The organism is Marinobacter sp. F4218, from assembly GCF_019443085.1.
Lineage (GTDB): Bacteria > Pseudomonadota > Gammaproteobacteria > Pseudomonadales > Oleiphilaceae > Marinobacter > Marinobacter albus.
Window position 1 is genome coordinate 2,225,126 of the sequence record NZ_JAHZIL010000003.1, and the last position, 26,911, is coordinate 2,252,036.

General features: G+C 60.1%; 20 protein-coding genes. 4 read left to right on the top strand and 16 right to left on the bottom strand.

What is annotated here, in order from left to right; all coding sequences use genetic code 11:
* Together K0B93_RS14185 and K0B93_RS14190 are read right to left on the bottom strand one after the other, a co-directional pair.
* Entirely contained in the window at window positions 1-318 is a 318-nt protein-coding gene (locus K0B93_RS14185) for a hypothetical protein (RefSeq protein ID WP_219867813.1), read from the bottom strand.
* A gap of 106 nt (window positions 319-424) precedes the next feature.
* The gene (locus K0B93_RS14190) at window positions 425-1,375 is read right to left on the bottom strand and encodes a hypothetical protein (protein WP_219867814.1); all 951 of its coding nucleotides are present in this window, start codon (window positions 1,373-1,375) and stop codon (window positions 425-427) included.
* 349 nt (window positions 1,376-1,724) lie between these two features.
* On the opposite strand from K0B93_RS14190, the gene katG reads away from it, so the two are divergent.
* Window positions 1,725-3,953 (top strand): catalase/peroxidase HPI, encoded by a 2,229-nt coding sequence (katG, locus tag K0B93_RS14195; protein ID WP_219867815.1) that lies wholly within the window; start codon window positions 1,725-1,727, stop codon window positions 3,951-3,953.
* A 64-nt stretch (window positions 3,954-4,017) separates the two neighbouring features.
* Here katG and K0B93_RS14200 read toward each other — a convergent pair whose 3' ends face one another.
* The 5 genes from K0B93_RS14200 to K0B93_RS14220 all read right to left on the bottom strand — a co-directional run bounded on the left by K0B93_RS14200 (window position 4,018) and on the right by K0B93_RS14220 (window position 11,771).
* Window positions 4,018-5,304, bottom strand: coding sequence for an SO2930 family diheme c-type cytochrome (locus tag K0B93_RS14200; RefSeq protein WP_219867816.1), 1,287 nt, complete (start codon window positions 5,302-5,304; stop codon window positions 4,018-4,020).
* A gap of 75 nt (window positions 5,305-5,379) precedes the next feature.
* Complete coding sequence (locus tag K0B93_RS14205; RefSeq protein WP_219867817.1) at window positions 5,380-6,948, bottom strand: parallel beta-helix domain-containing protein; 1,569 nt, start codon at window positions 6,946-6,948, stop codon at window positions 5,380-5,382.
* Window positions 6,949-7,245: 297 nt separating this feature from the next.
* Window positions 7,246-8,850: an arylsulfatase gene (locus K0B93_RS14210; RefSeq protein WP_219867818.1), complete on the bottom strand. Its 1,605-nt coding sequence runs from the start codon at window positions 8,848-8,850 to the stop codon at window positions 7,246-7,248.
* A 155-nt stretch (window positions 8,851-9,005) separates the two neighbouring features.
* Window positions 9,006-10,628: an AMP-binding protein gene (locus K0B93_RS14215; RefSeq protein ID WP_219867819.1), complete on the bottom strand. Its 1,623-nt coding sequence runs from the start codon at window positions 10,626-10,628 to the stop codon at window positions 9,006-9,008.
* A 108-nt stretch (window positions 10,629-10,736) separates the two neighbouring features.
* On the bottom strand, window positions 10,737-11,771 hold the full coding sequence (locus tag K0B93_RS14220; protein WP_219867820.1) for an AraC family transcriptional regulator: 1,035 nt from the start codon (window positions 11,769-11,771) through the stop codon (window positions 10,737-10,739).
* 157 nt (window positions 11,772-11,928) lie between these two features.
* On the opposite strand from K0B93_RS14220, the gene K0B93_RS14225 reads away from it, so the two are divergent.
* Window positions 11,929-14,226 (top strand): tetratricopeptide repeat protein, encoded by a 2,298-nt coding sequence (locus K0B93_RS14225; RefSeq protein ID WP_219867821.1) that lies wholly within the window; start codon window positions 11,929-11,931, stop codon window positions 14,224-14,226.
* A 96-nt stretch (window positions 14,227-14,322) separates the two neighbouring features.
* Here K0B93_RS14225 and K0B93_RS14230 read toward each other — a convergent pair whose 3' ends face one another.
* Both K0B93_RS14230 and K0B93_RS14235 read right to left on the bottom strand, forming a co-directional pair.
* The gene (locus tag K0B93_RS14230) at window positions 14,323-15,312 is read right to left on the bottom strand and encodes an NADP-dependent oxidoreductase (protein WP_219867822.1); all 990 of its coding nucleotides are present in this window, start codon (window positions 15,310-15,312) and stop codon (window positions 14,323-14,325) included.
* Between the two features lie 34 nt (window positions 15,313-15,346).
* Window positions 15,347-16,129, bottom strand: a complete 783-nt coding sequence (locus K0B93_RS14235; protein WP_219867823.1) for an SDR family NAD(P)-dependent oxidoreductase — start codon at window positions 16,127-16,129, stop codon at window positions 15,347-15,349.
* Between the two features lie 283 nt (window positions 16,130-16,412).
* Between K0B93_RS14235 and K0B93_RS14240 the strand changes: the two genes are divergently transcribed.
* Window positions 16,413-18,113 carry a carboxypeptidase regulatory-like domain-containing protein gene (locus K0B93_RS14240; protein WP_219867824.1) on the top strand — a complete coding sequence of 567 codons (1,701 nt, stop codon included), beginning with the start codon at window positions 16,413-16,415 and terminating at the stop codon, window positions 18,111-18,113.
* A 63-nt stretch (window positions 18,114-18,176) separates the two neighbouring features.
* Here K0B93_RS14240 and K0B93_RS14245 read toward each other — a convergent pair whose 3' ends face one another.
* The 7 genes from K0B93_RS14245 to K0B93_RS14275 form a co-directional block, all read right to left on the bottom strand.
* Window positions 18,177-19,442, bottom strand: coding sequence for a BatD family protein (locus tag K0B93_RS14245; protein WP_219867825.1), 1,266 nt, complete (start codon window positions 19,440-19,442; stop codon window positions 18,177-18,179).
* The gene (locus K0B93_RS14250) at window positions 19,439-20,932 is read right to left on the bottom strand and encodes a VWA domain-containing protein (RefSeq protein ID WP_219867826.1); all 1,494 of its coding nucleotides are present in this window, start codon (window positions 20,930-20,932) and stop codon (window positions 19,439-19,441) included. Before K0B93_RS14250 ends, K0B93_RS14245 begins: the two co-directional genes overlap by 4 nt.
* Window positions 20,929-21,936: a VWA domain-containing protein gene (locus K0B93_RS14255; protein WP_219867827.1), complete on the bottom strand. Its 1,008-nt coding sequence runs from the start codon at window positions 21,934-21,936 to the stop codon at window positions 20,929-20,931. Before K0B93_RS14255 ends, K0B93_RS14250 begins: the two co-directional genes overlap by 4 nt.
* Complete coding sequence (locus tag K0B93_RS14260) at window positions 21,923-22,417, bottom strand: DUF4381 domain-containing protein (protein WP_219867828.1); 495 nt, start codon at window positions 22,415-22,417, stop codon at window positions 21,923-21,925. Before K0B93_RS14260 ends, K0B93_RS14255 begins: the two co-directional genes overlap by 14 nt.
* Window positions 22,414-23,361, bottom strand: coding sequence for a DUF58 domain-containing protein (locus K0B93_RS14265; RefSeq protein WP_219867829.1), 948 nt, complete (start codon window positions 23,359-23,361; stop codon window positions 22,414-22,416). Before K0B93_RS14265 ends, K0B93_RS14260 begins: the two co-directional genes overlap by 4 nt.
* A gap of 11 nt (window positions 23,362-23,372) precedes the next feature.
* Window positions 23,373-24,347 (bottom strand): AAA family ATPase, encoded by a 975-nt coding sequence (locus K0B93_RS14270; RefSeq protein WP_219867830.1) that lies wholly within the window; start codon window positions 24,345-24,347, stop codon window positions 23,373-23,375.
* Between the two features lie 71 nt (window positions 24,348-24,418).
* Window positions 24,419-25,966, bottom strand: a complete 1,548-nt coding sequence (locus K0B93_RS14275; RefSeq protein WP_219867831.1) for an arylsulfatase — start codon at window positions 25,964-25,966, stop codon at window positions 24,419-24,421.
* A 114-nt stretch (window positions 25,967-26,080) separates the two neighbouring features.
* Between K0B93_RS14275 and K0B93_RS14280 the strand changes: the two genes are divergently transcribed.
* Complete coding sequence (locus K0B93_RS14280) at window positions 26,081-26,764, top strand: Crp/Fnr family transcriptional regulator (RefSeq protein WP_219867832.1); 684 nt, start codon at window positions 26,081-26,083, stop codon at window positions 26,762-26,764.
* The last annotated feature ends 147 nt before the right edge of the window (window positions 26,765-26,911 follow it).

Consider the following 26,911-nt stretch of genomic DNA (forward strand, 5'->3'; position numbering starts at 1 on the left):
CTAGAAACGGATCCCTTCAATGTCCTCGCGCTGCCGATAATGGGTCAGCAGAACGTTAACCACTGCCAGTACCAGGAACAGCAGAATACCCTTTGGGACCAGCGCGTGAATGTTCGGGTCGGGTGCAGTACTGGCGGTGACCAGAATCAGGCCAAGGGCATTGCGCGCCAGACGGATGGTCAGCATCGCGCCGAGATAGCCGGACCGGAGTAGGGACTCGGCGTTTCGCAGACACCGGCCGAAGGCCGGCATCAGGTGTACAGTGTTCAAAAGCAGTGCGGTAAAGATAACGACTTGGAGAATCGATAAAAAGGTCATGATTTAAGGCTACCGAAATCTACAGCTGATAAAAAATCGGCCAGAATTATCCCTGATTGGTCACTTTTAATCCAGCTCGTGCCGGGAATCCCTTCCCGCTTCCCGATCAATAGCTGTGGCTCAGCAAGTAGTGGTAGTCGGTCTTGTATCGCTGCCAGGTGAGCGCCTGATTGCGGTGGTCTACCAGTCCCGCAGCATTAAACGCCTCGACAAACGCCCAGCTTTCCCCGCTGTCTGTGTATCCCTCGAATCCCCCTTCCCAGTCGATCAGTTGAATCAGATCGAGAAGTATCGTCATCGCCAGTGGGTCGTTGGCCTCCTCGAGGTAGTGGTATGCGAGCGCATAATGCTCGAAGCGATAATCGGCGGGGGCGGCATCCGCCAGGGTCGCGTCGTCCAGCGGATCGTAGTCGTAGTGCTGGTAGGGTGATGCGATGGGTTCGCCGGCCACCACAGAGGCCTGGCCTTCGGCAAACCAATAGGGCAGAAGGGTGTAGCGGGCGCTGTACCGACTCAGGTTTTCCTGAACGAAGTGGGCAAGTTGGTGGCTGAAGATGGAATCGGTTCCATAGGGCCAGTGACTGTAATGGGGGCTGATGCTGACGGCTGAAATCGATGCCTCGGCGAGCTGGTCCGGGGAAACGGAATCGGTCAGGCAGGCGAGGATCTGGCCGGGATAGGGCGCCGCCGCACTGCGATCCTCCACAAATTCGTGCCAACGCAACTGGAAACGGCCCAGCACCCCATCTATGTGACGTTCCAGCTCCGTCGCTGCAGCCCGGAAATCAGTCTCGCTGTACGCCGGCGAGCCGTAGACGCGGACCCTGCCGCTGTCGGTTTCAAAGTACAGGGGCTCGCTGATGCAGGCCTGAGCATGGGTGTCCCGGTTCCAGTCCGAATCGGGGAAGTGGTCTCCGGTGTCACGGGCGTCAAAGAAAAATCCGGGCGTGAAGGAGGAGTGGTCATCCGACCGATCGTGATCAGACGAGACGGTGACCTTGCACCCCGTCAGCAGGATGGGAACCAATGTCAGTAGTACGCTTTTCCATACAGTCATACAGCCACCTTTCATTTGTTGTTGGTGTTTATGGTTGCAGAGCGCTCTACAAAACACTGTCAACACGATGTAAAGGTTAGGTAAATCCTGTTCGGGCGATCGCTGCTGCCAGAAGTGAGGCACTTTCTATCACCGCCCATGGGACCGAAAACCAAAAACTATTGCTTCGGTTAGAAAATGCAAATAGTGACCACCCGGAACTGCTGCTACAAATAAGTATACATAGTCGGGCTGAGCCCCTGTGTTTGGATGCTCCCAACCACAAAAAAAGGTGAGTTGGCCTTCTGGATCGTGAACTTGGTCTATCTTGGATAGATCCCCAAACAACACCGCAGAACCGGAGAGAGATATGAGCTCAACAACGAATCAACCGGGCGCCGGCAAATGCCCTGTCATGCATGGCGCAATGACAAAGATGGACAGTCAGGGCACGTCCGTTCGGGACTGGTGGCCAAACCAGCTCAATCTGAACATCCTTCATCAGCATGCTCCCAAGTCCAACCCGCTGGGCGAGGATTTTAACTACGCCGAAGAATTCAAGAAGCTGGATCTGGCGGCCGTGAAAAAGGATCTTGCCGCATTGATGACGGATTCCCAGGACTGGTGGCCGGCGGATTACGGTCATTACGGCGCGTTCTTTATCCGGATGACCTGGCATAGTGCCGGTACCTACCGGATGGGCGATGGTCGGGGTGGTGCCGGTACCGGTAACCAGCGATTTGCGCCAATCAACAGCTGGCCGGATAACGGCAACCTGGACAAGGCCCGGCGCCTGTTGTGGCCGATCAAGCAGAAGTACGGCAACAAGCTTTCATGGGCCGACCTGTTCATCCTGACCGGCAACGTCGCCATGGAAACCATGGGCTTCAAGACCTTTGGTTTTGGCGGCGGCCGGGAAGACATCTACCAGCCGGAGGAGGATATCTATTGGGGCGCCGAGGAAGAATGGCTGGCGACCAGTGACAAGCCTCACAGCCGGTATTCGGGTGACCGAGATCTGGAAAACCCGCTGGCGGCGGTCCAGATGGGCCTGATCTACGTGAACCCGGAAGGCCCGGACGGGAACCCGGATCCGCTGGCGTCCGCCAAGGATATCCGTGAAACCTTCGCCCGCATGGCGATGAACGATTACGAAACCGTTGCTCTGACCGCCGGTGGCCACACCTTTGGTAAGACCCACGGTGCCGGTGATCCGGACAAGGTAGGTCCCGAGCCCGAAGCCGCGCCGATCGAGGAAATGGGCCTTGGCTGGAGGAACAGTCACGGCAGCGGCAAGGGCCGCGACGCCATCACCAGTGGCCTGGAAGGCGCCTGGACCGCCAATCCGACCACCTGGGACATGGGGTACTTCGACGTCCTGTTCAAATACGACTGGGAGCTGACCAAGAGCCCGGCCGGCGCCAACCAGTGGAAACCGGTTGGACTGACCGAGAGTGATATGGCCCCGGACCCCGAGGATCCGTCCAAGAAAGTGCCGATCATGATGTCTACTGCGGACATGGCCATGAAATTGGACCCGGATTACCGCAAGATCTCAGAGCACTTCCACAAGAATCCGGAAGAGTTTGCTGACGCCTTCGCGCGCGCCTGGTTCAAGCTGACCCACCGGGATATGGGCCCGAAAGTGCGTTACCTCGGTCCGGAAGTACCGGCCGAGGACCTGATTTGGCAGGATCCTGTGCCCCCGGTTGACCATGAGCTGATCAATGCCCAGGACATCGCTGACCTGAAGGCCAAACTCCTGGATTCGGGCTTGTCGCCCGCCGAATTGATCTACACCGCCTGGTCCTCAGCTTCCACGTTCCGGGGCTCGGACATGCGTGGCGGTGCCAACGGTGCGCGCATTCGACTGGCGCCGCAGAAGGACTGGGAAGCCAACCAGCCGCAGCAACTGGCCAAGGTGTTGCAGACCCTGGAAGGTATCCAGAAGGCCTTCAACGACAGTCAGTCGGGCAACAAGAAAGTCTCGCTGGCCGACCTGATCGTGCTGGGCGGTAACGCCGCGGTCGAGAAGGCGGCCAAGGACGCCGGCCACAGTGTGCTGGTTGATTTCGCGCCGGGTCGGACCGACGCGACCGACGAGCAGACTGATGCCGAGTCGTTCGAGCCGTTGAAGCCGGAAGCGGACGGTTTCCGCAACTACCGCCGCGCTCGCTTTACCGTTTCCGACGAGGAAATGCTGGTGGACCGGGCACAACTGCTTGGCCTGAGCGCACCGGAGATGACCGTTCTGGTGGGTGGTTTGCGGGTGTTGGATGCCAACTACCAGCAGAGCAAACACGGTGTCTTCACCAAGACCCCGGGCAAGCTCACGAACGATTTCTTCGTAAACCTGACCGATCTGAACACCGAGTGGAAGCCAACGTCGGATGACGCTGATGTCTTCGAAGGTAAGGATCGGAAGACCGGTGACGTGAAGTGGACCGGAACCCGGGTCGACCTGATCTTCGGTTCCAACTCGCAGCTGCGTGCCATTGCCGAGGTGTATGCCCAGGACGACGCGAAGGAGAAGTTCGTGAAGGACTTTGTCGCTGCCTGGAACAAGGTGATGAACGCGGACCGGTTCGACCTGAGCTGATCGGCTCTGAAACCAAAGCCCGGCGGGGAGCTTCCTCGCCGGGCTTTTTTTGCGCCAATGAACGTCAGGCGGGTGGCGAACAGCTCGCCGCGGGCAGGAAGTTTATCCAGCTTTTGATCAGCTCGACCCCCTCCTGATGCACCACGGACCGTCCAAGCTCCGGCATCCGATGCCGGTTGTCATTGGTGGAAATCCGGAACAGCAGATAGGAATCCCCGGCGTCCTGGGGAACCACATCCGCGGAATAATCCGGATGCCCTCCCGCCACCGGCGTTTTGCAGGTACCAAACTTGCCGGGATCATCGGCGTACGTTCGGTTGTACTCAACCTGTAACCCGCTTCCGCCGGCCGCCCCGGCATAGTTTTCCGGCAGCGTCAGGCCCGAGCGATGGCAATGGGCACAGTTAATATCCAGGTAGGCCTTCGCCGTATCCATCAGCTGTTCGTCGTTGAGCGCACTGACCGTGGTCAGATCGTTGAACACTGGCGCTTTGGTCACGGACTGCATGTCGGCTGGCAGCCCGGTCAGGATGCCGCCCTCTGCCCAGTAAGCCAACTGGTTGTAGACGGCGCCGGCATAGTCATAGTCGTGGTTGAGGTACCTCGCCTTGGGGCCGATCGGAAGGAAGATGGGTTCCCGCTTGTCGTCGGCGCTCTGAAGCACCGGCACGACCGAATGGCACGAGGTGCAGTCTGATGCCGTTGGTACCGAGTAGGTAAAAGTGATATCCGCGCCGTTGTGGTTCGTGGTCATGTCCGGGATGGATTTGCCGGAGATGGCAATCGTCGCATCCTCCCCGCTTGACCAGTAGTAAGGGATTGCTAGCCAGCCGTTTTCACGGTGGATCAGTAGCCGGGTTTCGATGACTGTCTCGGCGCCGTCGCGAAAGGCTGTGTTCTCGGGCAGGGCAAAGGTTTTGGTAATCACCGTGCCAACGGGAAACTCCAGAACCTCGTTAGCGGTGTAGTTGGCTGCTTTGCCCTCCGGTATGAACACAAACCGGTACTTGGAGGTGTAATCGGTGAACAGGGCCGTCGACAGATCGTAGGGAACGCCACCCGTCGAGGGGTTGGCGGTGGGATCGGTCGGGTTCTGGAACAATCCGTAGTCGGACAGGTTTCGGCAGGTTTGGGTCATCAGGGCATCCCAGTTCACGCCCTGGGTATCCGCATTACAGTCCCCCTGCGTTCCGGAAGGTGCGCCCGCGCCGGCATTCAAGGCCGAGCCGGTCGCTCCCGTCCCGGCACCGGTTTCGCTATTGGAGCCACCACCGCCGCCGCAGGCCGATAAGGTCAGGGCAGCGGTTACACCGGTGATCCAGTATTTGAGTGTGTTCTTGTAGGTTGTCATCGCACAGACTCTCGTACGTTGGCTTGCCGTGAAGGCCGAACGAGTCGGCCCTCACGTTGTCGGATGGGTTGAAGATCAGAGCGAACAGGCGTGCTCGGCGAGGTCATCACCCGCACAACCGTAGATATTGTTCTTGAAGTTGACGGACGCGGGCGGGAGCCGATTCTGGACACAGGCCAGGTAGGTGTTGTTCACCATCTGATCGATCAGCAGGCTGGGTTGGGGCGCGCCGTCCACGTAGGATGTCGTCGCCCCGGTGGGATCGTAGACCAGACCGGTATTCACATTTTCATAGTCCGGGGCTGGGTTGCCGTTCACGTTGCTGTTGGCGCAGATCAGGTCGCCACTGGCATAGGCGTCGTAGTCGACTCCGTCGGCGGCTGCTTCAGGGCCGACAAGGCCATCAAAGCCTGCGATTGCCCCGGCGTTGGAGAGGAGCTCACCAATACCGCCGTACAAGATGGCTGGCATGGTTTCCCCCAGCATCAGGGTATAGCCATCAACAATGTCCTGGATAAGCGCTCCCCGGGGATCCGCGCCGTTCCGGGCGATGGTGTTGTTGTGCATATACACATTCTTCACCAGTGGGCTCCAGCCCCTGGTCATGGTCGCACCGTAGTTGGCCGGGTAGTTCGCCACGTCGTCATCGGCCAGGAAATAGCTGGCGATGGCAATGGCCGTGGTTTCGTTATCGGTGATCTGGTTGTTGTAGATTTCCACGTCGCTGGTGGCATAAACAAGAACACCGGTGCCAGGCGGCACAATGCCCACGGCGCCACTGCCCACGTTCTCGGCGTTGTTGGCATAGACCGTGTTGTTGAAGATCCGGATGTTGCCGCCGTACGCCTGTTCCAGCCCTGGCAGGTCAAAGGCCAGAATACCGCCGGTGTTGCCGGCCGCCAGGTTGTTGTACACATCGGCCATGGTGGAGTTTTCGATTTCGATACCGGCGACGTTGTTGATCGCGCTGTTGTCCCGGATCACGATGTTGTTGGACTGTCCCACGTAGATGCCCGCGTCTGCGGAGCCATAGGCGTAGTTGTTTTCCAGCAACACATTCTGGCTCTGCAGCGGATACAGGCCGTAGGCGCCGTTGTCGGAGGCCAGTTCGCCTTCCCATACGGTGGCGGTGTAGGTCATGTGAACACCGTTGGCGCTGATCGTCTTGATGCCGTTTTTGCGGGCTTCATACACCCCCAGGTCACGGATGGTGATATCAGTACCGCCCTCGAAGCGGATGGCGTCGTCGCCGTCGGCGTTAGAGAAGTCGAGGATGGTTTCGTTGATGCCGTGACCGGTCAGAATCAGCCCACTGGCGCTGTTGATGGTAATCGTTTCAGAAACGGTGAAGCGGCCCTTTGGCAACACCACGGTGGCATCGTCCGGAACGTTGAACAGGGCAAGCAAAAGGGCCTCGGTAATGTCATCGCCGGGCTGTGCGTCTGCGGCGACGAAAATAGCGTCCCCGGGAATCGCAAAGCCCGAGGTGGTTGTGGTCGTGCTCTGGGCCGAGGCATTCGAGCCATCCGAGCCCGCAGGTCCGGGCGCACCGTCTTTGCCGTCGTCCCCGCAGCCTGAGATGAATAGGCTGCCAGATAACACAGCGACCGAAAGCAGGCCTTTACGGCCGGGCAATGTCCACATAAACAACTCCCTACGGTTCTTGTTTGAATTCTTTGGCCGCAATCAGCCACCAGCATGACGCTAAACGGGCCGTGGGAATGGTTCCATATAATCAGGTGGTCGAATCGTGGAAGGCACTGTGCAAACTATGAAAGGCCGCGAAAACAAGGGGCTGGGCACAGCGGTTGGGCGTTCCGAAGACGGTGTGCGAATCGTGCAATTACAGGTTTTGACCAGCGTCTTTCAGCCTGTTTGCCGGGAGTGACGCCGTTGAGAAGAGGGGAAGGAGGCCGGCTGTTTCCAGCCGGCCTGTCGCTTTTATTGCATGCCCTTGTTTATGAAATCTTCGACGACGTTCGACATGTCAAAGGATTTGCCGCCCTGCACGGGCGGGTATTCGGCCAGGGTCTTGAGGTGCTGCCCCATCAGTTCGCCCATGGGCTGAATCAGCCAGGACACTTTCTGCATCAGGTGACCATAGGCATCCGGGCTGTCATAGCTTTCGAAGGGATCCATCCGGATATTGAACACCAGCGGTACCGTGCGGGGAACCAGGTTGGCGTAATAGTCTTCCTTGGTGGAGAAGTGGAATTTCCACGGCCCCATGCGCACGGCGGTTAACTTGGACTCGTAATAGTGGAAGATGTGATCACGCGCCGAGTGCTCGGCGTCACCCTTCCAGTAGGGGAGGTTGTTCACTCCGTCGATGTACTGTTCCTTCTCCTCCATCATCCGTTGGGCCACGTCATCCACACCCGCGGCTGCGGCAAGACTGGTGAACATGTCCTGGTGCCCCTGGATACCATTGAGTTTCTGTCCTGGCTCGATAACGCCGGGCCAGCGAATCATGGAAGGCACCCGAATGCCGCCCTCGTAGGTTGTCATTTTCTCGCCCCGGAAGGGGGTGGTGGCACCATGAGGCCAGGAGCTGTGTTCCGGGCCGTTGTCCGTGGAATACCAGATGATGGTGTTTTCATCTAGGCCGTTCTGTTTCAGGAAATCGAGTACAAGCCCGATGTCGTGGTCATGCTGGAGCATGCCGGAGCCGTGATAGTCGGCTTCAGAGGTGTACTCTTCCGCGGCGTAGCGCCACTCATCGTTCAGCCGGGTGTACAGATGCATCCGGCTGGTATTGAGCCAGACGAAAAAGGGTTTACCCTCCTCCTTGGCGGTCTTCATGAAGTCTTCGGCTTTGGGAATCACTTCGCCCGCGTCGAAGTTTTTCATCCGTTCCTGGGTGAGCGGGCCGGTATCCTCAATTCTTTGTTTGCCTACCTTTCCAAATCGGGGGTCCACGGTCTCGTCCACAGTATCCGTGGCAAACGAGTGGATCACGCCACGGGTCCCGAATTTCTTTTCATACGCGTCCAGGTCGCCCGAGTAAGCTTCGCCGAAGCGCTGGTAGTCACGCTGTTCGGCCTCTTCCTGGGTGTTCAGGTGATAGAGGTTGCCGAAGAATTCGTCAAAGCCATGGGCGGTGGGCAGATGTTCGTTTCGGTCACCGAGGTGATTCTTACCAAAGTGCCCGGTGGCGTAGCCCTCGGCTTTCAGCACCTCGGCGAGGGAAGGCGATGCCTCCTGCAGCCCGAGGGAATCGCCCGGCTGACCGACCGTGGTCATGCCAGACCGGATCGGATACTGCCCGGTAATGAAGGCGGCGCGGCCCGCCGTACACGAAGGCTGGGCGTAGTGATCGGTAAAGCGGATGCCTTCCATGCCAATCCGATCAATATTGGGGGTCCTGTAGCCCATGGTGCTGAGGCCGTAGGCACTGAGATTCTGCCAGCCTATGTCGTCCCCCCAGATCACCAGTATGTTGGGGCGGTCGGTTTGGGCGTAGGCGGCTCCTGCGGAGAGGATGGACAAGGTAAGTGCGACCAGGCAGGTCGCCAGCAGATTCCAAAAACGGTGGGTCTGGTTCATATGAAGCGCTCCATTAAATCCAATTTAACAGACGGGTTGCGCGCTGCTCCTCGGTCGCCGAACTCCTTGCGACGGAGCCTCGCCTCATACAAGGTATGATTCCTGACTAATACGAGGGTAGCAGTGAATCGTATTACCGACACCGAAGCGGGTCGCTAGCGCAGGTCCTTGCGCAGGATCTTGCCAACGTTGGACTTGGGAATCTCCTCAAGCCGAATGACTTCTTTCGGCACCTTGTAGGCGGCAAGATTGGCCCGGCAGTGTTCGATGATCTGGCCGAGGTTGAAGTCGCCTGAGCCGGATGGCGAGACAAACAAGCGCACCCGCTCACCGGTTTTCTCATCCGGCACACCAACGCAGGCCGCCTCGCCTACGCTGTCCAGTTCGCACACGAGGCTTTCAATTTCGTTGGGATAGACGTTGAAACCGGAGACGATCAGCATGTCCTTTTTGCGATCGACTATCTCGAACTGACCGTCCTCGTGCATTACTGCGATATCACCGGTCCGAAAGTAGCCATCGTCGGTAAAAGCCTCGCGGGTGGCGTCCGCTCGCTGCCAGTACCCTTTCATGATCTGGGGGCCTCTGGCACAGAGCTCGCCAGCTTCGCCCGGCGGAAGCGGCTGGTCATCCGGACCCAGGATCTTGATGTCCGTGGACGGCACGGGATACCCCACGGTGCCGCTGAACTGCAGGTTATCAAGCAGGTTAAGAGTGAGTATCGGGCTGGTTTCAGAGAGACCGAAGCCTTCCACAATGTGATTGCCGGAGGCAGCTTTCCAACGCGCCGAGGTGCTGGCGAAAATCTTGGAGCCGCCGCCAAAGGCCGCCTTGCAGGCCGAAAAATCGATGATTTTGAAATCCGGATGCCGGGTCATGCTGGTAAAGAGGGTGTTCACGCCCCCGATCACGGAAAAGCGTGAATTCCAGATTGCTCGAATGAACGCATCCATATCCCGCGGATTGGGAATCAGGATCGCTTTGGCGCCGATCGCCGCATAGGCCACGAATATCATCAGGCCAAAGATGTGGTACATCGGCAGGGCCAGAACCACGCATTCCTTGCCCGGCGTGTTGGCATCCGGCATAAAGGCCCGGAACTGAAGGGTATTGGCGATCAGATTACGGTGGGTCAGCGTTGCCCCTTTGGACGGTCCCGTGGTGCCACCGGTGTACTGCAGAAACAGCACATCCTCTGCGTTGATCTCCACCGGTTCAGGCTTCTGGCCCCTGTACTTTGACAGCAGGCTTTGCAGGGTCCGGTGTTGGCCGAGGTTCTCTGCGATGCCGGGGCTGAGCAGACTGGCGCCCGCGCCATCGCCGGGACTGATGGTGATGGCCGAATCCAGGGGTGTCTGGGCCCGGATTTCCGCCAGGGCCGGTGTGGCGCCGTCGAATATAAAAATGTGTCTGGCGCCGGAATCGTTGAGCTGGTGCGCCAGTTCCCGAGGGGTGTAGAGCGGGTTGACGTTAACCTGCACACCGCCCGCTTTGAGGATGCCGAGCATGACAATCGGGTAGGCAAACAGGTTGGGGCTCATCAGTGCAATGCGGTCGCCCTTTCGAACGCCGAGGTCCTGCTGCAGGCTGACTGCGACGGCATCCGACAGGATGTCCAACTCCCGGTAGGTCAATGTCATGCCAAAGCATTCGACGGCCTGGTGTTTTGGAAACCGGGCCACTGCCTGCCGGAACAGGTCATTGATGGAGCCGAAAGCATTGGGATCAATTGAACGCGGAGTACCCTCTGGGTAGTGTTCGAGCCAGGGTTGGGTCATCGTAAAATCCAGTGTTTGTTCAAATCTGTCAGAAGAAAGAAGCGTCAGGAAGGTTGCCTTGAGCAGGCAGTTATAATGGCCCGTCGGAAGGCGCAGAAATTTCGCTTTTCACGACAGATTTTTGTCACCTGAGGTCAGGGAGTCACGCATGGCCCTGGGAGACTGGCCAAACCATCGAAAGCAGGCGCGGTTGAACGAGCTTTGCTGGCGGTACCCCAACAGGCCGGCCACCTGGCTCATGGCCATGCCGGGTTCGCTCAGGTAGTCCGACGTCAGCTCTCGCCGAATGTCATCCACCAGTTCTTCGAACACCACGCCCTCACGTTTCAGGGCTCGCTGAAGCGTTCGTTCATGGAGAGCAAGATGCCGGGCGACCAGCGAGATGGTGCAGCGCTGTCCCATGGGCAGAAGTGAGATAACAAGGGAACGTACATTGGCGCTGAGGGAGGCCGAGGTCTGGGCCAGCGTTTGCCGAACGTAATCTTCCATGACCTGGCGAAGCACGGCATCGGATTGCTCAATGGGGCGCTGCAAGTCGTCGGCGGAAAGACAGAGGGCATTGCCGGGCCTGTTGAAATGCACCGGGCACTGGAAGATCGAGCGGTACCGGGCAGCGCGCGCCTGCCTGGCATGGCGAAAACGTATCTGCGTCGGGCGGAAGCCGGGGCCGGCGAGCACGCCGATGACCTGTTTGGCCAGGACCAGGCTCAACTCCACGGTCTGGCTCCGGATGGGCGCCTGCTCCAGGGCTATGTCAAAGTGCAGGGTGGCAACGTTGCCCGGTATCACCGGATCGAGTGCCAGGCGAACGCCCGGGCTGTGGTAGGCCATGTACTTGATGATGTGCCGGAGAGCCTGTTCGGTGTTCGATGAATTCTGGGCGATCACGGCGATGGGGCCCAGTACGCCCATGCCCTGACGGAGGCCCACCCTGAGGCCGAAATCCTTGCAGTCGAGTTCCCGGGCGGCCTGCTCCATCAGTTGAGTCAGGTTGCTGTAGGGCATCATCTGCTTCGGATTGTTGATCAAATCCTCGCGCAGATTGAACTGCCCCAGCAGCGACTTCGGGTCGCCGCCCAGTTCCCGGATGGTTTCCGGGATGCCCATCATGGCACTGGCTCGGATCAGGGTGGTTCCAGTCATGGGTTCTCACCTTCCGGGGCTGAGAGACTCATATATCAGGGTAGCGGGAATTCCTAAGGCCAGCGTGCCAGACCCATCATTATTCCGGCTGGCCGGAATTATCTGCTAGCCTTGAGCTTTAGCTTTGCCTGCAAGGTGTTGAAAAGGAATTCGCTGAATGCCCTTCATTTCGGTTTTGGTTGTCATTGTCGTGGCGCTTCTGACGCCGGGGTTGGTTGTCTCCGAAGCCTTGCCGGGACCGTCTGCAGAAGACCAGGGCTATGTTGCCGAAGGTACCTGCGCCAGCTGTCATCAAAAAGAGCAACATGCCTGGTCCGACTCCGACCACGCCTGGGCCATGCACCCGGCCAGCAGCACATCGGTGCTTGGTGACTTCGGCGACAGGACGTTCAGCGATGGCGCCGTCACCGCCCGCTTTTTCCAACGTGATGGCGACTACTGGGTCGAGACCGAAGGTGAGGACGGGAAGCCCGGGCAGTTCCGCATCGCCTACACCTTCGGTCATTTCCCGCTGCAACAATACCTGGTGGCGTTTCCCGGCGGTCGGTTGCAGGCGTTAACCATCGCCTGGGATACCCGGACCCGGGACGAAGGCGGCCAGCGCTGGTTTTCCCTGTATCCGGGGGAGCGCTTTGCGCCGGACGATGCCCTGCACTGGACCGGGCGTTACCAGAACTGGAACGCCATGTGCGCGGACTGCCACTCCACCTATCTGAGCATGAACTACGACGCGCAAACCGACAGCTTTGCCACCACCTGGCAGGAACAGAATGTCGGTTGCCAGGGCTGTCACGGCCCCGGCCAGGATCACGTCGATTGGGCACGGACGAAATCTGATGACCCCGGCGAGTACCCGAGGAACGAAGGCAACGGCCTCAAGATTGATTTCGATGCCCTGGCGGGGCCGGAAGTGGTTGAGACTTGCGCTTTCTGCCATAGCCGGCGGCAGAGCCTGAAGGATGGCCAGCACGTTCAGGAGCCCTATTTTGACAAGGCGCTGCCGGCGACACTGCGGCCCGATCTCTATCACGCCGATGGCCAGATCCAGGGCGAGGTCTACGTGTACGGCTCCTTTGTCCAGAGCAAGATGGCGGCGGCCGGAGTGGATTGCCTGGACTGTCATGATCCCCACACCACCGAACTTCTGGTGGAGGGCAATGGCTTGTGTCTGCAATGCCACAATGCCTCGCCCCCCGAACGTTTTCCCCAGCTCGCCGCCGGCGATTATGATGACCGCAGCCATCACCGGCATCCGGCGGATTCCGAGGGCGCCCAGTGTGTGAATTGCCATATGCCGGACAAAACCTACATGGAGGTCGATCCGCGCCGTGACCACAGCTTCCGGATTCCCCGGCCGGACCTGACTCTGACGACTGGCAGCCCCAATGCCTGTAACGATTGCCACGATGACAAGAGTGCCGACTGGGCGGTGGCTGCCATTGATGACTGGTTCGAATCGCCCCGACGCCCCCCGCATTTCGCCAACGCCCTGAGCGCCTTCCGGCGGGCCGAAGCCGATGGCTTCATCCGTCTGGCGGCACTGATCCGTGATACCGGTGCACCGGCCATCGCCCGGGCCACAGCGGCGGAGCATCTCGGCGACTTTGGGCCACGGGCCGGATCCGCGCTGCGTACCGGTCTGCTGACCGATGATCCCCTGGTCCAGGCGTATGCGGCCAACAGCGTGGCACAACTGCCTGCCTCCGATCGGGTGAACTGGCTGCGTAAACAGCTGGCAGAGGATCAGGCGGTAGCGGTGCGGGATCAGGCGCTGAGGTCGCTGGCGGGTGTCGATCTGTCGACCCTTCCGGACCAGGACCGGGCCCGGATCGCGGCACTGAAAGCGGATTATGAGCAGAGGCTGCGAGCGCTGGCGACGCTGCCCGGCAATCGCCTGAACCTTGCCACCTACCTGCAGCGGGAGGGCCGACCCGATGAGGCCATCGCCCAGTACCGACGGGCGCTGGCAATGGATCCGCTGTTTGTTCCGGCCCGGGTCAACCTGGCGACGCTTGCCAGCGAACAGGGCCGGATCGGACTGGCCGTTGAGATGCTGACGGAGGGGGCGGAGCTTGATGGGCTGCCTGACGCAGACCGGGGGCATCTGGCCTACCTGCTGGCGCTTGCGCTGGTCGAAGAGAAGCGTCCATCCGAAGCCCTTCCACGCTTCGAGCAGGCCGGTGCGCTTAATCCGGGCAACCCCCGGGTTGCGTACAACCATGGCCTCGTTCTTGCGCAGATGGGCAAGGTGCCGGAGGCGGAACAGGTTCTTGGTCAGGCGCTGGCGCGTCATCCCGAGGACCACGGACTTCTGAGCGCCATGATCTATCTGAAACTTCAGCAGGGGCATCTGTCAGAAGCGCTGGCGTTCGCCCGCAAACTGAAGGCGGCGCACCCGAATGATCAACAGGTTGATCGGCTGATACGCGATCTCTCGGCTCGCGTTGGCGGCTGAAGGGAAGACGTTGGAACTCCGGCTGCCAATAAAAAAGCCCACCGAGGGTGGGCTTTGGGGTCATCAGATCGCCGAGGTTAGGTCAATCCCCTCACATCAGAGCTCGACAAACAGCTTGCCCTGATTCTGGCCCGAGAACAGGAGCTGAACCCCTTCCACGGCACTGTCGAGCCCCTGAAGTACATGACTGCGGAATTTGATCTGGCCGTTCTGGAGGTAGTTCATCATCGCCCCCATGGACTCATCGACCTTGTCGTAGTGATCCGTGATTACGAAGCCCTCGACCCTCAGTGCTTTCAGGTTGATGTCCACCCAGCTTGGACCGGGGTTCGGAACTTCGTTGGTGTACTCGGCGATGTTGCCGCACACGACAATCTTGCCGAGGCGATTCATCCGGTTGAACACCATGTGCTGGATCGGACCGCCGGTATTCTCGAAGTAAAGGTCGATACCATCCGGCGTGGCAGCGGCCAACTGTTCCTCAAGGTCCGCATCCTTGTAGTTGAGAGCCTTGTCGAAGCCGAGTTCCTCTTCCAGCCAACGGCACTTCTCGTCACTGCCGGCGACACCGATGACGCGCAGGCCCTCGGCCTTGCCCATCTGGCCCACGAGGGAGCCGACGGAGCCGGCGGCGCCACTGACCACCATGGTTTCGCCCTTGACCGGGCGGCCGATCTTCATCAGGCCGACATAGGCGGTGAAACCCGGGACGTAAAGTACCGACAGGAGCGCCTGCACATCGACGGACTTGTCGACCACCTGCATGTCCTCACCGCCCAGGGTGTACTCCGCCCAGCCGGTGATGCCGACGACGCGGGCACCCACCGGATAGTCCGGATTCTCAGATTCAACCACCTCGCCCACGCCATAGGAACGCATGATGTCACCCGGGCGAACCGGCTCGATGTAGCTGTCCTCGTTGTCCTGAACCCAAGTCCGCATGGCCGGGTCCAGCGACATGTGGGTCTGTTTGACCAGGAAGTCGCCTTTCTCGAGTTTCGGGGTCTCGAGTTCAATCGCCTGGAAACAGTCGTCGGTGAATTTTCCGGTCGGGCGTTTCGCCAGTTTGTACGCTTTGAATGTCATGTCTGAAGGACTCCTGAAATCGTTGATGTCGGCGTTAGGGGATGGTGACGTCACCGAAAATCTCGGTGAAGCGGGGTTGGCCGTTCCAGGCGGAAGCCCCCCCGTCGACGCAGATGTTCTGGCCCGTGACGAAACTGGCCAGGTCCGAGGCCAGAAACAGCATCACCTTGGCAATTTCCTGCGGCTCGCCCGCGCGGCTCATCGGAATGTTGTGCATGTATTCCCGGTACGCGTCCGGCTGGCCCGTCAGCGGGCCGGTCAACGGCGTTTTGATCAGCCCGGGGCTGATGCTGTTAACCCGGATGTTGTCCGTCGCGTAATCCAGCGCCAGGTTGCGGGTGTAGTTGATTACCCCGCCTTTGGCCGCGGCATAAGCGTTGAATCCGTAATCGGCGCGGGTGCCGGAGACAGACGCGGTGTTGATGATGTTGCCGCCATTTTTCATCAGGTGGGGAATGGCGTGCCGGCAGGTGTGGAACAGGGCATTGAGGTTGACCTCCATCACCTTGTACCAGGTTTCCGGCTCAATCAGATGGGTGCGCCCGTAGGTTCCGAAGCCGGCGTTATTGATCAGAATGTCCAGGCCGCCCAGAGTCTCAACAGCCGAGGCGATCATCTGCTCGATCTCTTGCGGAATGCTCAGGTCGACCTTGATGAAGGACACGCCTTCGCCCAGTTCGTTAGCCAGTGCCGTGCCGTTGTCTTCATTCATGTCGGCGATGATCACCTTCGCGCCGTTCTCGTGGAACAGGCGAACCGCCTGTTCTCCGATTCCGGAGGCGCCACCGGTAATAATGGTTTTCTTGTTTTGAAGCATGTCTGTTTACCCATCTGTTGTTTGACTATTCGTTATCCGGGACTCCCCGAATCAAAGCGGGGGACGGATAGGGGTAGCGGTAGTTGTACAGCGGGAAACACACAGAGAAGTGATAAAGGGCGCCTAAAGCTTGATAAAAAATGCCAGGGTATGGTTTGGCGTGAAAAAACAAGAATTGTTCGCGATGGGTTAAATGATCGATTGCGCTTCGACCTAGGATAAGGCGATCTGGGCTGCGATGGTTTCGTTATGCCCGGCTCGAGATCCATTGACGGAGAGCGTTATGACTACAAGAAACAATAAGGCCGTCGCGAACGCGGTCGTAATCTCGGCCATGCTGTTTGCCGCTTCCCCTGTGTCCGCGGGAACCGTGTCCGGCAAACTGACCAGTGCCGACGGCGACGCGATCGCCGGTGCCATCATTCGACTGACGGACGTGCAAGCGGGAATCTCCGAGTCTGTTTACAGTGATGCCAGGGGCGAATATGTATTGGAAACGGACCTGCAAGGCGAACTCCGCCTGAGGTTTCGCGCCCATTACTTCGCCGATCACGAGGAACAGATCGTTCTGCCTGATGCTTCAGCAAGCCTTGGTAAAGATGTCCGTATGACCGCGCTCGACGCGGATCGTGAAGTCTCGGAGAGTCTGGCGGCGTCGTATCATTTTAACGAGTTGCCGTTCGATACCGGCGAAGACGAGCCATTTACCCGGGATAAGTTCCAGCTCGAGTGCCTGTCCTGTCACCAGCTGGGCAATCCCTTTACCCGTACCGTTCGCCCGGCGGAGTCCTGGCAGCAAACGGTGCAGCGTATGCACGCCTACATGGGCGCCATGGACATTACCGAGAAGGACCGCCGCCGGGCTGAGATCTTTGCGGAGGGGTTTGATGGCAAGCCCACGGAAATGCGACCGGAATTCCCGTTCGATGACGCGTTAGCCCACACCAAGGTCTACGAGTACCAGTTGCCCAGTTCCGGTGTGCCGCACGATGCCTATGTGCACTCGGAAAACGGCCTGGTCTACACCGTGGATCAGTTTGCCGATGGCATGTACGTTACCAACCTGGAGAAGGGCGAGACGGAGTTTGTACCGCATCCGGAGCAAGGTATGCCGCTGGGTGGCATCTTCACGGTGCTGGGTGTTCCGCCGGCGATGAACAAGGTCAACGTGCGCCACGGCCCGCATTCACTGGCCGAAGGCCACGATGGCAAGCTGTACGTGACCAATTCCTACTCCGCCTCCATCGGTGTGTTCAACCCGGAAACCAATGCGTGGGAACAGAAGATCCCGCTGCCGGGCAACGCGCCCTACCCGCACACCATTCGCGTGGATAGAAAAGGCATCCTCTGGTTCAGTGTGGTTGGTACCGAGCAGATTGGGCGACTGGATCCAAAAAGCCAGGAAGTCACCCTGATCGATTTGCCGGAGCCGCGCCCGGTGGCCATCACGCCGTCGGTTCTGACCTATGGGGTGGCGGTCAGTACGCTCGATGGTTCGATCTGGTACAGCCGGCTCTGGGGTAACCGCATCGGCCGGATCGACCCGGACACCCTGGAAGTGACCGAGATTGAATCCCCGGTGTTCGGCCCGCGCCGTTTGCGTTTTGCCGAGGATGGCATCCTCTGGCAGACCGGTTACGGTCACGGTGAGATCGCGCGTATCGATACCAAAACCATGGATATGAAGGTCTACGAAATGCCGGAATTTGCGCCGGACGCCCGTCCAGGTCCCTATTCCCTGAACATTGCGCCGAAAACCGGGGATGTCTGGGTCAATGAGACCATGACAGACCATATTTACCGGTTTGATCCTGAGCAGGAGAGATTCATCGCCTACCCGGCACCCCTGCGTGGCACCTACACCCGGGACGTCACTTTCACGGAAGAAGGTTGGGCCTGCATGACCAATAACCCGATTCCGGTCCAGGCCCTGGAAGAATTTACCGGTGTGTTGATGTGCCTGGATCCGAACTACCGCCGTTGAACCAGAAGGAACCCCTTGTTGTTGTGCTCCCTTTTTCGCCCGGGCCGTTTGGTCCGGGCTTTTTTATCGTTGACGGGGGTTGAGAGGTGGGAGTTGCGCGGGGCGTGGGCCACGGTCGGTCCGGGGGTCGCTTTTGATCTTTCGTATCAGCGGGATCAGTCTGCGGGTGCTCGTTTCCGGTTCCGGGCGGGGGGCGTAGTATTCGGCAATGCCTGTCATCAGGGCTTCTCGCTGCCGGGACTCCTGGGGGCAGCCGCGCAGAGAATGAGCGCCGGTCCGTTTGTCCGCGAGCCGGAAAAGCTCCGTCAGTTCTCTGGGCGTTCCCCTGAGCTGTCGGATGGCGGCCTGCTTTTGTCCGGGCAGGGAATTCAGCCACCGGCGGCGAACCCGCCTGATTAAGTGTCCTGTGCGCGAGCGGATTGTCCGCCGGTAGCCTGTCAGGATCGCCATCGATGCCCCAGCGGCCAGGATGACAAGGAGCCAGCTTGTCGGAAACCGGGTTTCCGATGGGCCGGCTCCGGGCAGGACCTCGATCGGCAGAGCCGGTAACGTCGACTGCCGGATCCTGTCATCGTCAATGTCCCACCAGGTGAGTGAGAGGGCCGGCAGTCTATAAGTCCCTGCTTGGTCAGGGCTGTAGCGGATGCGCTCGATGCGCTCCCCGCCGGTGATCGAGCCGCCTTCGTCGGTGATCGGGCGAATGTCTGCCGGCAGGCGAGTGCCCACTGCCTCACCGGATGAGGAAGAAGTCAGGGGAGGGATGGACAGCGCCAGGGCCTGATGGGCCCGTACCCGAATTTCCCGAACGACGGGGTGGCCGGCGGCGATGCCGCCGCCGGTCGTGCTGAGGCTCTGGCTCAATTGGACGTCCGCCGCCAGAAGTGAAATGTCGGCAGACTCGACGGCCGGGAGTGGCTGAACGGCAAACGAACGCTCCGGGGTGGTCACGGCAACCGGGGCATCTTCCTGACCCACCGGGGCCTTGATGCGAAATGACGGCAGTGTCGTGACGCCCGGGTCCAGGGGAATCAGGCGATAGCTGTAGGTGACGCCGAAATAGCGCTTGCCCTCGATCGTGCGCTGAATGCTCCGGCCCTGGCTGCCCTGGAAAGACACCAAGGCGCCTGCGACCTCCAGCGGCCGGAATTCCGGGGTACCGGTCAGCCAGGTGTCGGTCAGGACATCCACTTCGTAGGAGACCGATTGGCCGGAGCGGATGTCGGCATCCGGAACCAGCCGGGTCTCAATCCTCACTTCCGCGGCCAGAGTGTGACCCGCCAGATGGGAAACGAGTATAGCGGCGAGTACCGGCTTTCCCGGCACTCTCATGGCTGTTCTCCGGTCTGGTTGCGCTGCTCCGCAGCGAACTTACGTTTCAGGAAGTCCGTGACCGAGGTGTTCAGGTTCTCCAGCCAGATCGCGTCGGTGATGGCCTCCTGCCCCTGGATTCTGGTGCTCACTCCCTGACCGGATTGCTTGTCGAACCGGACGGCGTCAGCGCCAATATCCGGCGCTTTTGTCCGGCCTTCATTGAGATCTTCCGAGATCTTTTCGACGAGCCTGAGGTTGGCCCTGGCAGCCTCCAGCCCGGGATCTTTCTCAAGTGCCGTTTCAAAGGCGACCTTGGCCTTTCCCAGTTCCAGTTGCCGGGCGTAACTGTTGCCAAGGTAAAACCAGGCCCGGGGTGAATCCAGTTGGCTGAAACTCTCGATGGCGGTCTCGAAATCGGCAGCGCGGTAGGCCGCCAGGCCTCGCAGGTAAGGATCGCGGAACAGTCGCGCAGCGTCTGCGTAGTCTCCGGCTTCGAATGCCAGCCGCCCCTGCTGGTCCGGTGTCAGAAACGCATTGGCCAGAGCGTCCGCGTTGGCCGGTGGCGCCGGAGCCATCAGCAGTGGCAGGGCGACCAGGCACCACTGAAGGTTCCAACCCTTGCGCATGGACACCAGGGCCAGCAGCAGGGCAGGCCAGACCAGCCAGTAGCCGTAGTCGCGCCACTTGAGTGTGTCATCAAGGTTCTGTTGACGCTGGAAATGGGTCTGGACCTGACGCTCGAGCCAGCGGACGTCCTGCTCCGTCGTCGTGAAGGCTCGGGTGTCGGCAGAGAGCGTGTTCAGAACCGCGTGGGTTGCGCCGGAGGCCAGGGTTTCTTCTGGCAGCAGTGCCAGCACCTTTAGTCCACCCGGACCCTCACTTTGTGAGGGGGAGAACTGCGCTGACGCCAGGTTATCGGAAACCAGGATGACCGTTTGCGGGCCGGCACCAGCTCCGAATGGTGCCGTGGCCAGGTCCAGTGCGGCTGCCAGGTTGCGTCCCTGGCCCGGAATCATGCCCGCCTCAAGGGAGTTGAGATACAGGCTGAGCAGCTGCCTGTCCCGGCTGTGGGGTAACACCCGATGGGCGCTTCGGGCGTATCCGATCAGGCCTGTGTGCCAGCCGGGCCGGCGTTCCGCGAGTGATTGAATGCGGTCCTGGGCCAGAGCCAGTGTACCGGTGTCGGCCATGGATGCGGACAGGTCGAGGACGACGGTCACCCGGGTCTGGTCGTCGAAATTGGGCGGCAGCAGTCGGTCCCAGGTGGGCCCGGCAACCGACAGCCCGGCTACCACCAGCAGCAGGCTGAAACCATGTAGGGGCCGGAAACGTGTCTGGTTGTTGCTGTTCAGCGCGAGGTGCGGCAGCAGGTGCGGCGCAATCATCCGGCTCAGCGCATCCCGGCGGCGGCTGATCATGTGGCATGCTGGCAGCAACGCAAGGCCCGCGAGCGTGATCAGCAGGCCCCAGGCGCGCAGAAAATGAAACTGGGCAATCGATTCCGTCATGGCTCGCGCCTCTCCGTTTCTCGCCAGCCCGCCTGAGGCTGTGCCTGCGATGACCGCAGATCGGCCAGCAGATGCAGAAGCAGTAACCCCGAAGCGATCAGCACGGGAATCCAGAACAACTCCCGGCGGGGCCGGGCTCTCAGTTCTTCCGCGTTATGCGGTGTCATGGCATCGATGGTCCTGTAGACCCGCTCCAGCGCCGTCCGGTCTGTCGCGAGAAATGACTGGCCGCCGGTCATCCCTGCAATGCGCGCCAGGGTTGGCGCATCCAAGGCATCGTCAGTCCCTGTGTCGGTCCGGCCAAAGCCAATGGTGTGGATGGTCAGGCCCCGATTGTTGGCGATACGCGCTGCCTGTATTGGGTCGAGCCGGCTGCGGTTGTCATTGCCGTCGGTGAGCAGGATCAGGAGTTTGTCGGGACGGTCACTTTGCTCCAGCAGTTTCAGGGTGACGCCAATGGCGTCGCCGAGCGCGGTGTTGGCGCCGGCCATGCCGGTCTCGGTCATTGCCAGGATTTGTTGCAGCGTATCGTGTTCCCGGGATGGGGGCGCCAGGGCAAAGGCGCGGTCCCCGAAGCCGACCAGTCCGATGCGGTCATCCGTGCGCCAGTTAATGAACTGGCTGGCGGCCCGCTTGACCGCGACCAGCCGCGGGGTGTCAGCTCCGTCCGAGGTGGTGGCATCGGGTTCGGACATGGATTGGGACAGGTCGATGGCGAGAACCAGGTCGCGCCTGGGTTCGATGTGCGTTATCGGAGGCCCGAGGTAGGCCGGCCGTGCGGCCGCCGTCAGCAGCAGGGCCCAGATCAGCCAACGCAGGGCGAGGGCGGCCCGGGAGATTCCGGCGGCCATTGGGCTGGCTTTCTGCTCTATCCGATCCTTGAAGGCGACCGTGAACGGCACCCGGAGTTTCCGATGGGGCGCCCGGTAGGCGGGCAACCCGTGGTACGCCAATAGGGGTAGGGGCAGCAACAGCCAGAGCCAGGGAAAATCAAACTGGATCATGATGGGTCTCCAGCCACTGCCGGCACTCGGCGATCACGGCTGCCGCATCCAGGCGCGTGAGGGTCTCGTCACTGGCGTAGGCCAAATCGGCCAGAGATTCGGCAAAGGTTTCGGAAAGCGGGGTGGCGGCCATGCGTTGCAGTTCGCCTTGCCAGTCCGGGCCTCCCATGCGCGCCAACTCGGGTGCCGGGTTTCCCGGACGGTTGAGCACCGCACGCTTGAGCAGTTCGGGTATATCCCTCAGTGGCGCAGTGCTGACAGGATCCCGGCGCCACTGTGCTTCCAGGACGTCGAGTTCCGCCAGTGCCGCGTCCCGGTAGGCGTTGGTTTTCCGGCGTTGTCTCCAGAAAAGCAGGCCGGCCACGACCAGGACCAGCAGCAGGGTCAGTACCAGGGCCCAGCCCCAGGTCTGTGGCCACAGTGAGGGCATGGGCGGGGATGGAAGTTCCCGGAGCTGTTCCAGATCGCTGACCAGACTCATCGACGCGGTGCTCCCACCAGTCCAAGAGCCCGCCGGAGTTGGGGCACAGTGGCTTCGCCCGTGCTGATTTTCAGATGAGCGACCCGGCTGCGCGTGAGGTGCTCCTCGACGATCCGGAACCGTTCGGTTAGAAAATCCGTGACGCTGTTTCGGATGCCTGCATGGCCAAGGTCGAGGGTCACCTCCACCTGGTCTTCGGCAACGGTTACCACTCCGGCGTCGGGCAGCGTCACAGCCAGCGGGTCGTAAACCTGAATGGCAAGCACGTCATTGTGAAAGGAGAGTTGTTGCAGCAGGCCCAGGGTTCGTTCCGTAATGCCGGCAAAATCGCTGACGATGCAGACGGTCTGGTCATGGTAGGCTTTCGCAAGGCAGCCCGAGATGACCTTGTCCAGCTGTCCGACCTTGCGCGGAGCGTCGTTATCGACACGCAAGGCCTGGTTTTGACGGGCTATCCGGGTGAGTAGATCGGCAACCCGACGCCGGCTCCGGTGTGGCGTAACCGTATCAAGGCGCTGATCGTTGAAGACAATGCCACCGACCCGGTCGCCGGCGTGGAAGGCTATCCACGCTGCCAATGCCGACACTTCCGCGGCTGCCGTCGCTTTCAGCAGGAGCGACGAACCGAACAGCATATCCATGCGTTGATCACACAGGATCATGGTCGGCCGGTCGCGTTCCTCGGTGAAGCTGCGAACGAAGGGGGTTCCGGCCCTGCGGGTGGCACGCCAGTCCACGTGGCGGATATCGTCACCCCTGGTGTAACGACGTAGCTCATCGAAGTCGAGCCCGCGTCCGCGCATCCTTGAGCCGTGTTGCCCTGCCAGCAGGCTGTTTGAACGCTGGCGGCCATGGAAGTCGGGGAGTCGTCCCTCCGGCTCGAGCGCCATCAGCCGATCTGTCGTGGTGAAGACGCCGGTGTTGTCAGTGCGGCTTTGGATCATGGTGGCTCCCCTCAGGCGGGAATCGCAACCTGATCGAGCAGTCGATCAACGATTTGATCCTCGGTGACCCCATCCGCGATGGCATCGTAGCTGAGCCTCACCCGGTGACGTAGAACCGGCAGGGCGACTGCGCGCACGTTGTCCGGGGTGACGTGAGGCTGCTGGTGGAGCCAGGCGTGAGCCCGAGCGGCCCGGTCCAGGGCAATGGCTCCCCGTGGACTGGCCCCGGTATCGAGCCAGCCACGGAGTGTTGCGTCGGGTGCCAATGCCGGGCGCGTCGACTGGACCAGACTGACGAGGTACTGATCGATTTTCGGGGAGACAAAAAGCCGGACGATTTCCCGGCGGGCGGCCAGCAAAATGCCGGGCTGAAAGTCCGGTGCCGACACCGGTTGGGGCGATTCGTTGTCCTGCTCGGACCTGACCAGCCTCAGCATGTCGCATTCGTGTTCGTGGCTCGGATAATCCAGCACCAGTTTCATGAGAAAACGATCCATCTGGGCTTCGGGCAGGGGATAGGTGCCTTCCTGCTCGATTGGATTCTGCGTGGCCAGCACCATGAACAGGTCGTCCATCCGGTGGGTAGCACCGGAAACGGTAATCTGGCGTTCCTCCATGACCTCGAGGAGGGCAGACTGGACCTTGGCGGGGGCCCGATTGATCTCGTCCGCCAGTATCAGATTGCCAAACAGCGGGCCGGGTTCGAACGCCAGGGATTGCACGCCGTTGGTGTAATGCAGTACCTCCGATCCGGTGAGGTCGGAGGGCAGCAGGTCCGGTGTGAACTGGATCCGGCGCATCTGCGCCTCCAGGTGATGGGCAAGCCGTTTCACCGTGCGAGTCTTGGCCAACCCGGGCAAACTCTCGATCAGCACATGGCCATCGGAGAGTAGCGCAAGAACCAGTTGCTCGATCAGCTGCTCCTGACCCAGCACATCGGACTTCAGGCGATCGATCAGGGTGACCACAGAATCGTGGGTATTCATAACCGTCCTCGTAAAAGAACCGTGCCCGGAAAGTGGGGAAACGCCGCCATGGGCCGCGTTCCCCCTGACTCTCATTGCTGGTAGTTGAGGAACTGTTCCATCATCTGATCAATGGTAAAGGTCGCCGGTCTCTGGCGGGGTGGGTACTCCCTGAAGGTGTTCAGGAACTGTTTGACCTTGATCAGTGTCGCCATGCCGCGGGCCTGGATCTTTCGGTCCCACCAGACCTGGTAGGAGTTGGAGTCGATATCGGCACGCTCGAACGGATCCTGGCGCAGATTGAATACCTTAGGGATGCGCAGTTTCACGAAAGGCTCGGACCAGACGTTAAACTTGTGTGAACGCTGTTCGGCAAAGACCAGCTTCCAGGGGCCATCCCGCAAGGCCAGGATATCGCCACCATCACTTGCGTAAATGAACTCGTTGCGAGGGCCTTCCTCGACCTCGCCAGTGAGGTAGGGCAGGAAGTTATAGCCATCGAGATGCACATTGTAGGTTTTGCCGTTGGCCTCGTGGCCCTCCAGCAGTTCCTGCTTGACGTCGGGAACGCCCGCTGCGGCCATCAGTGTCGGCACCCAGTCCAGGTGGGACATGATGTCGTTGGAAATGCTGTTGGAATCGATCTTGCCAGGCCAGCGGACCAGGGCTGGCACCCGGAAGCCGCCTTCCCAGTTGGTGTTTTTCTCGCCCCGGAAGGGGGTAATGCCGGCATCGGGCCAGTGGTTGTAATGAACGCCGTTGTCGGTGGTGTAAAGAACAATGGTGTTATCCGCGACCCCGAGTTCATCAAGTTTGGCCAGCAATTCGCCAACGTGGTTGTCGTGTTCGACCATGCCATCGTTGTAAAAACCCTGGCCGGACAGGCCTCGAGTCTCGTCCTTGATGTGGGTGTAGTAATGCATGCGCGTCGAATTGAACCAGACGAAGAAGGGCTCGTCCTGGTTGTGGGCTTTCTCCATGAAGTTCAGGGACGCCTGCAGGAATTCCTCGTCGATGGTCTCCATCCGTGTGGTATTCAACGGACCGAGATCCTCGACCTTACCGTCTGCGGTGGAGCGGATGACCCCCCGTGGGGTAATCATCTGGGCAAGCTTGGGATCGTTGGGCCAGGCCGGGTCTTCCGGTGCTTCTTCGGCGTTCAGGTGGTACAGGTTGCCGAAGAATTCATCGAAGCCGTGGTTGGTGGGCAGGAACTCGTCCCGGTCACCCAGGTGGTTCTTGCCGAACTGGCCCGTGGCATACCCCAGGGGTTTCAGCAGTTCTGCCAGGGTGGGATCTTCCGGCTGGATGCCAATCGGGGCTCCCGGAATGCCGACCTTGGTCAGCCCGGTCCGGATTGGATGCTGGCCGGTGATAAAGGCGGACCGGCCGGCGGTGCAACTTTGTTCCCCATAGTAATCCGTGAACATCATGCCTTCGTTGGCGATGCGGTCGATGTTTGGCGTCTGGTATCCCATCATGCCATGGCTGTACTTGCTGATATTGGTAATACCGATATCATCACCCATGATGACAAGAATATTGGGGCGTTCTGCGGCGGCGGACGCCAAATGGAGGCTGATCAGGCCAACGCCCAGGATCAGGCGGGTGGCACTCCGGTAGAGGCTTCCGGTAGTCATTTTGTTCTCCTGTCGAAGCTCGCAAGCGTTATTGTCAGAGGTTGGCTTTGTTCGCTTGCTTCGAGTCTACGGCAGGAGCCTCGGGCAACACTGTAACCAGAGTAACAATCCAATATGACCAATGTTCCCGACACACTTGGAAGCTGTGACCTTCTGGCCGGGTTGCCACCGGAGGGGATTGCCGAGGCCGCGCGCCTGGCGACGGTGCGGAGCTTTTCCGAGGGACAGACCATTTATAGGAAGGGCAGCTCCCAGAAGACCCTGGCGGTGATTGAATCCGGGTCGGTCCGGGTGAACGCCATCAGCGGTGCCGGCAAGGAGCTGACCCTGATGATTTGTGGGCCGGGAAACTGGTTCGGCGACGGCGTGTTCTGGGAAGATACGCCGCGGCTGTATGGAGCCGTGGCCCATGAGTCCACCAGACTGATTGAATTCAGGTCCGATACGTTCGCGAGGCTGCTGGACGCCTTTCCCGAATGTTACCCGGTGATTGTCAGGCAATTGGGGCAACGGCTGCGGGCCGCTCTGATGGTCATTGAGGATGATGCGCTGCGAGGAATTCCGGCCCGGCTGGCCAGACGACTGTTGTTTATTGCCACCTTTCAGCATGGCAATCCCGAGCCGCCTGTGTCGCTTCGACTGACCCAGGAGCAACTTGGCAGCATGCTGGGCATTTCCCGGCAGGCAGCATACCGGGCTCTCCAGGTATTGCTCGGCGAAGACCTGATCGAGTTTCGGTACGGCGTTATCCATCTGAAGGACCGGGAAGGTCTGGAAGCCTTCATTGCACGCGAGTAACGGCCGCGCTCCGAATGTCCCGGTCAATACTTAAAAGGTTAAGTTGTTGGCGGTTAAAGTTAAATAACCGGTCAGGCGGGTTTGTATAGTGCGAGCAGGTGAGGAGAGGGTTGCTCCGGCAATCCCGCAGGCGGAAGTTCCTACCCT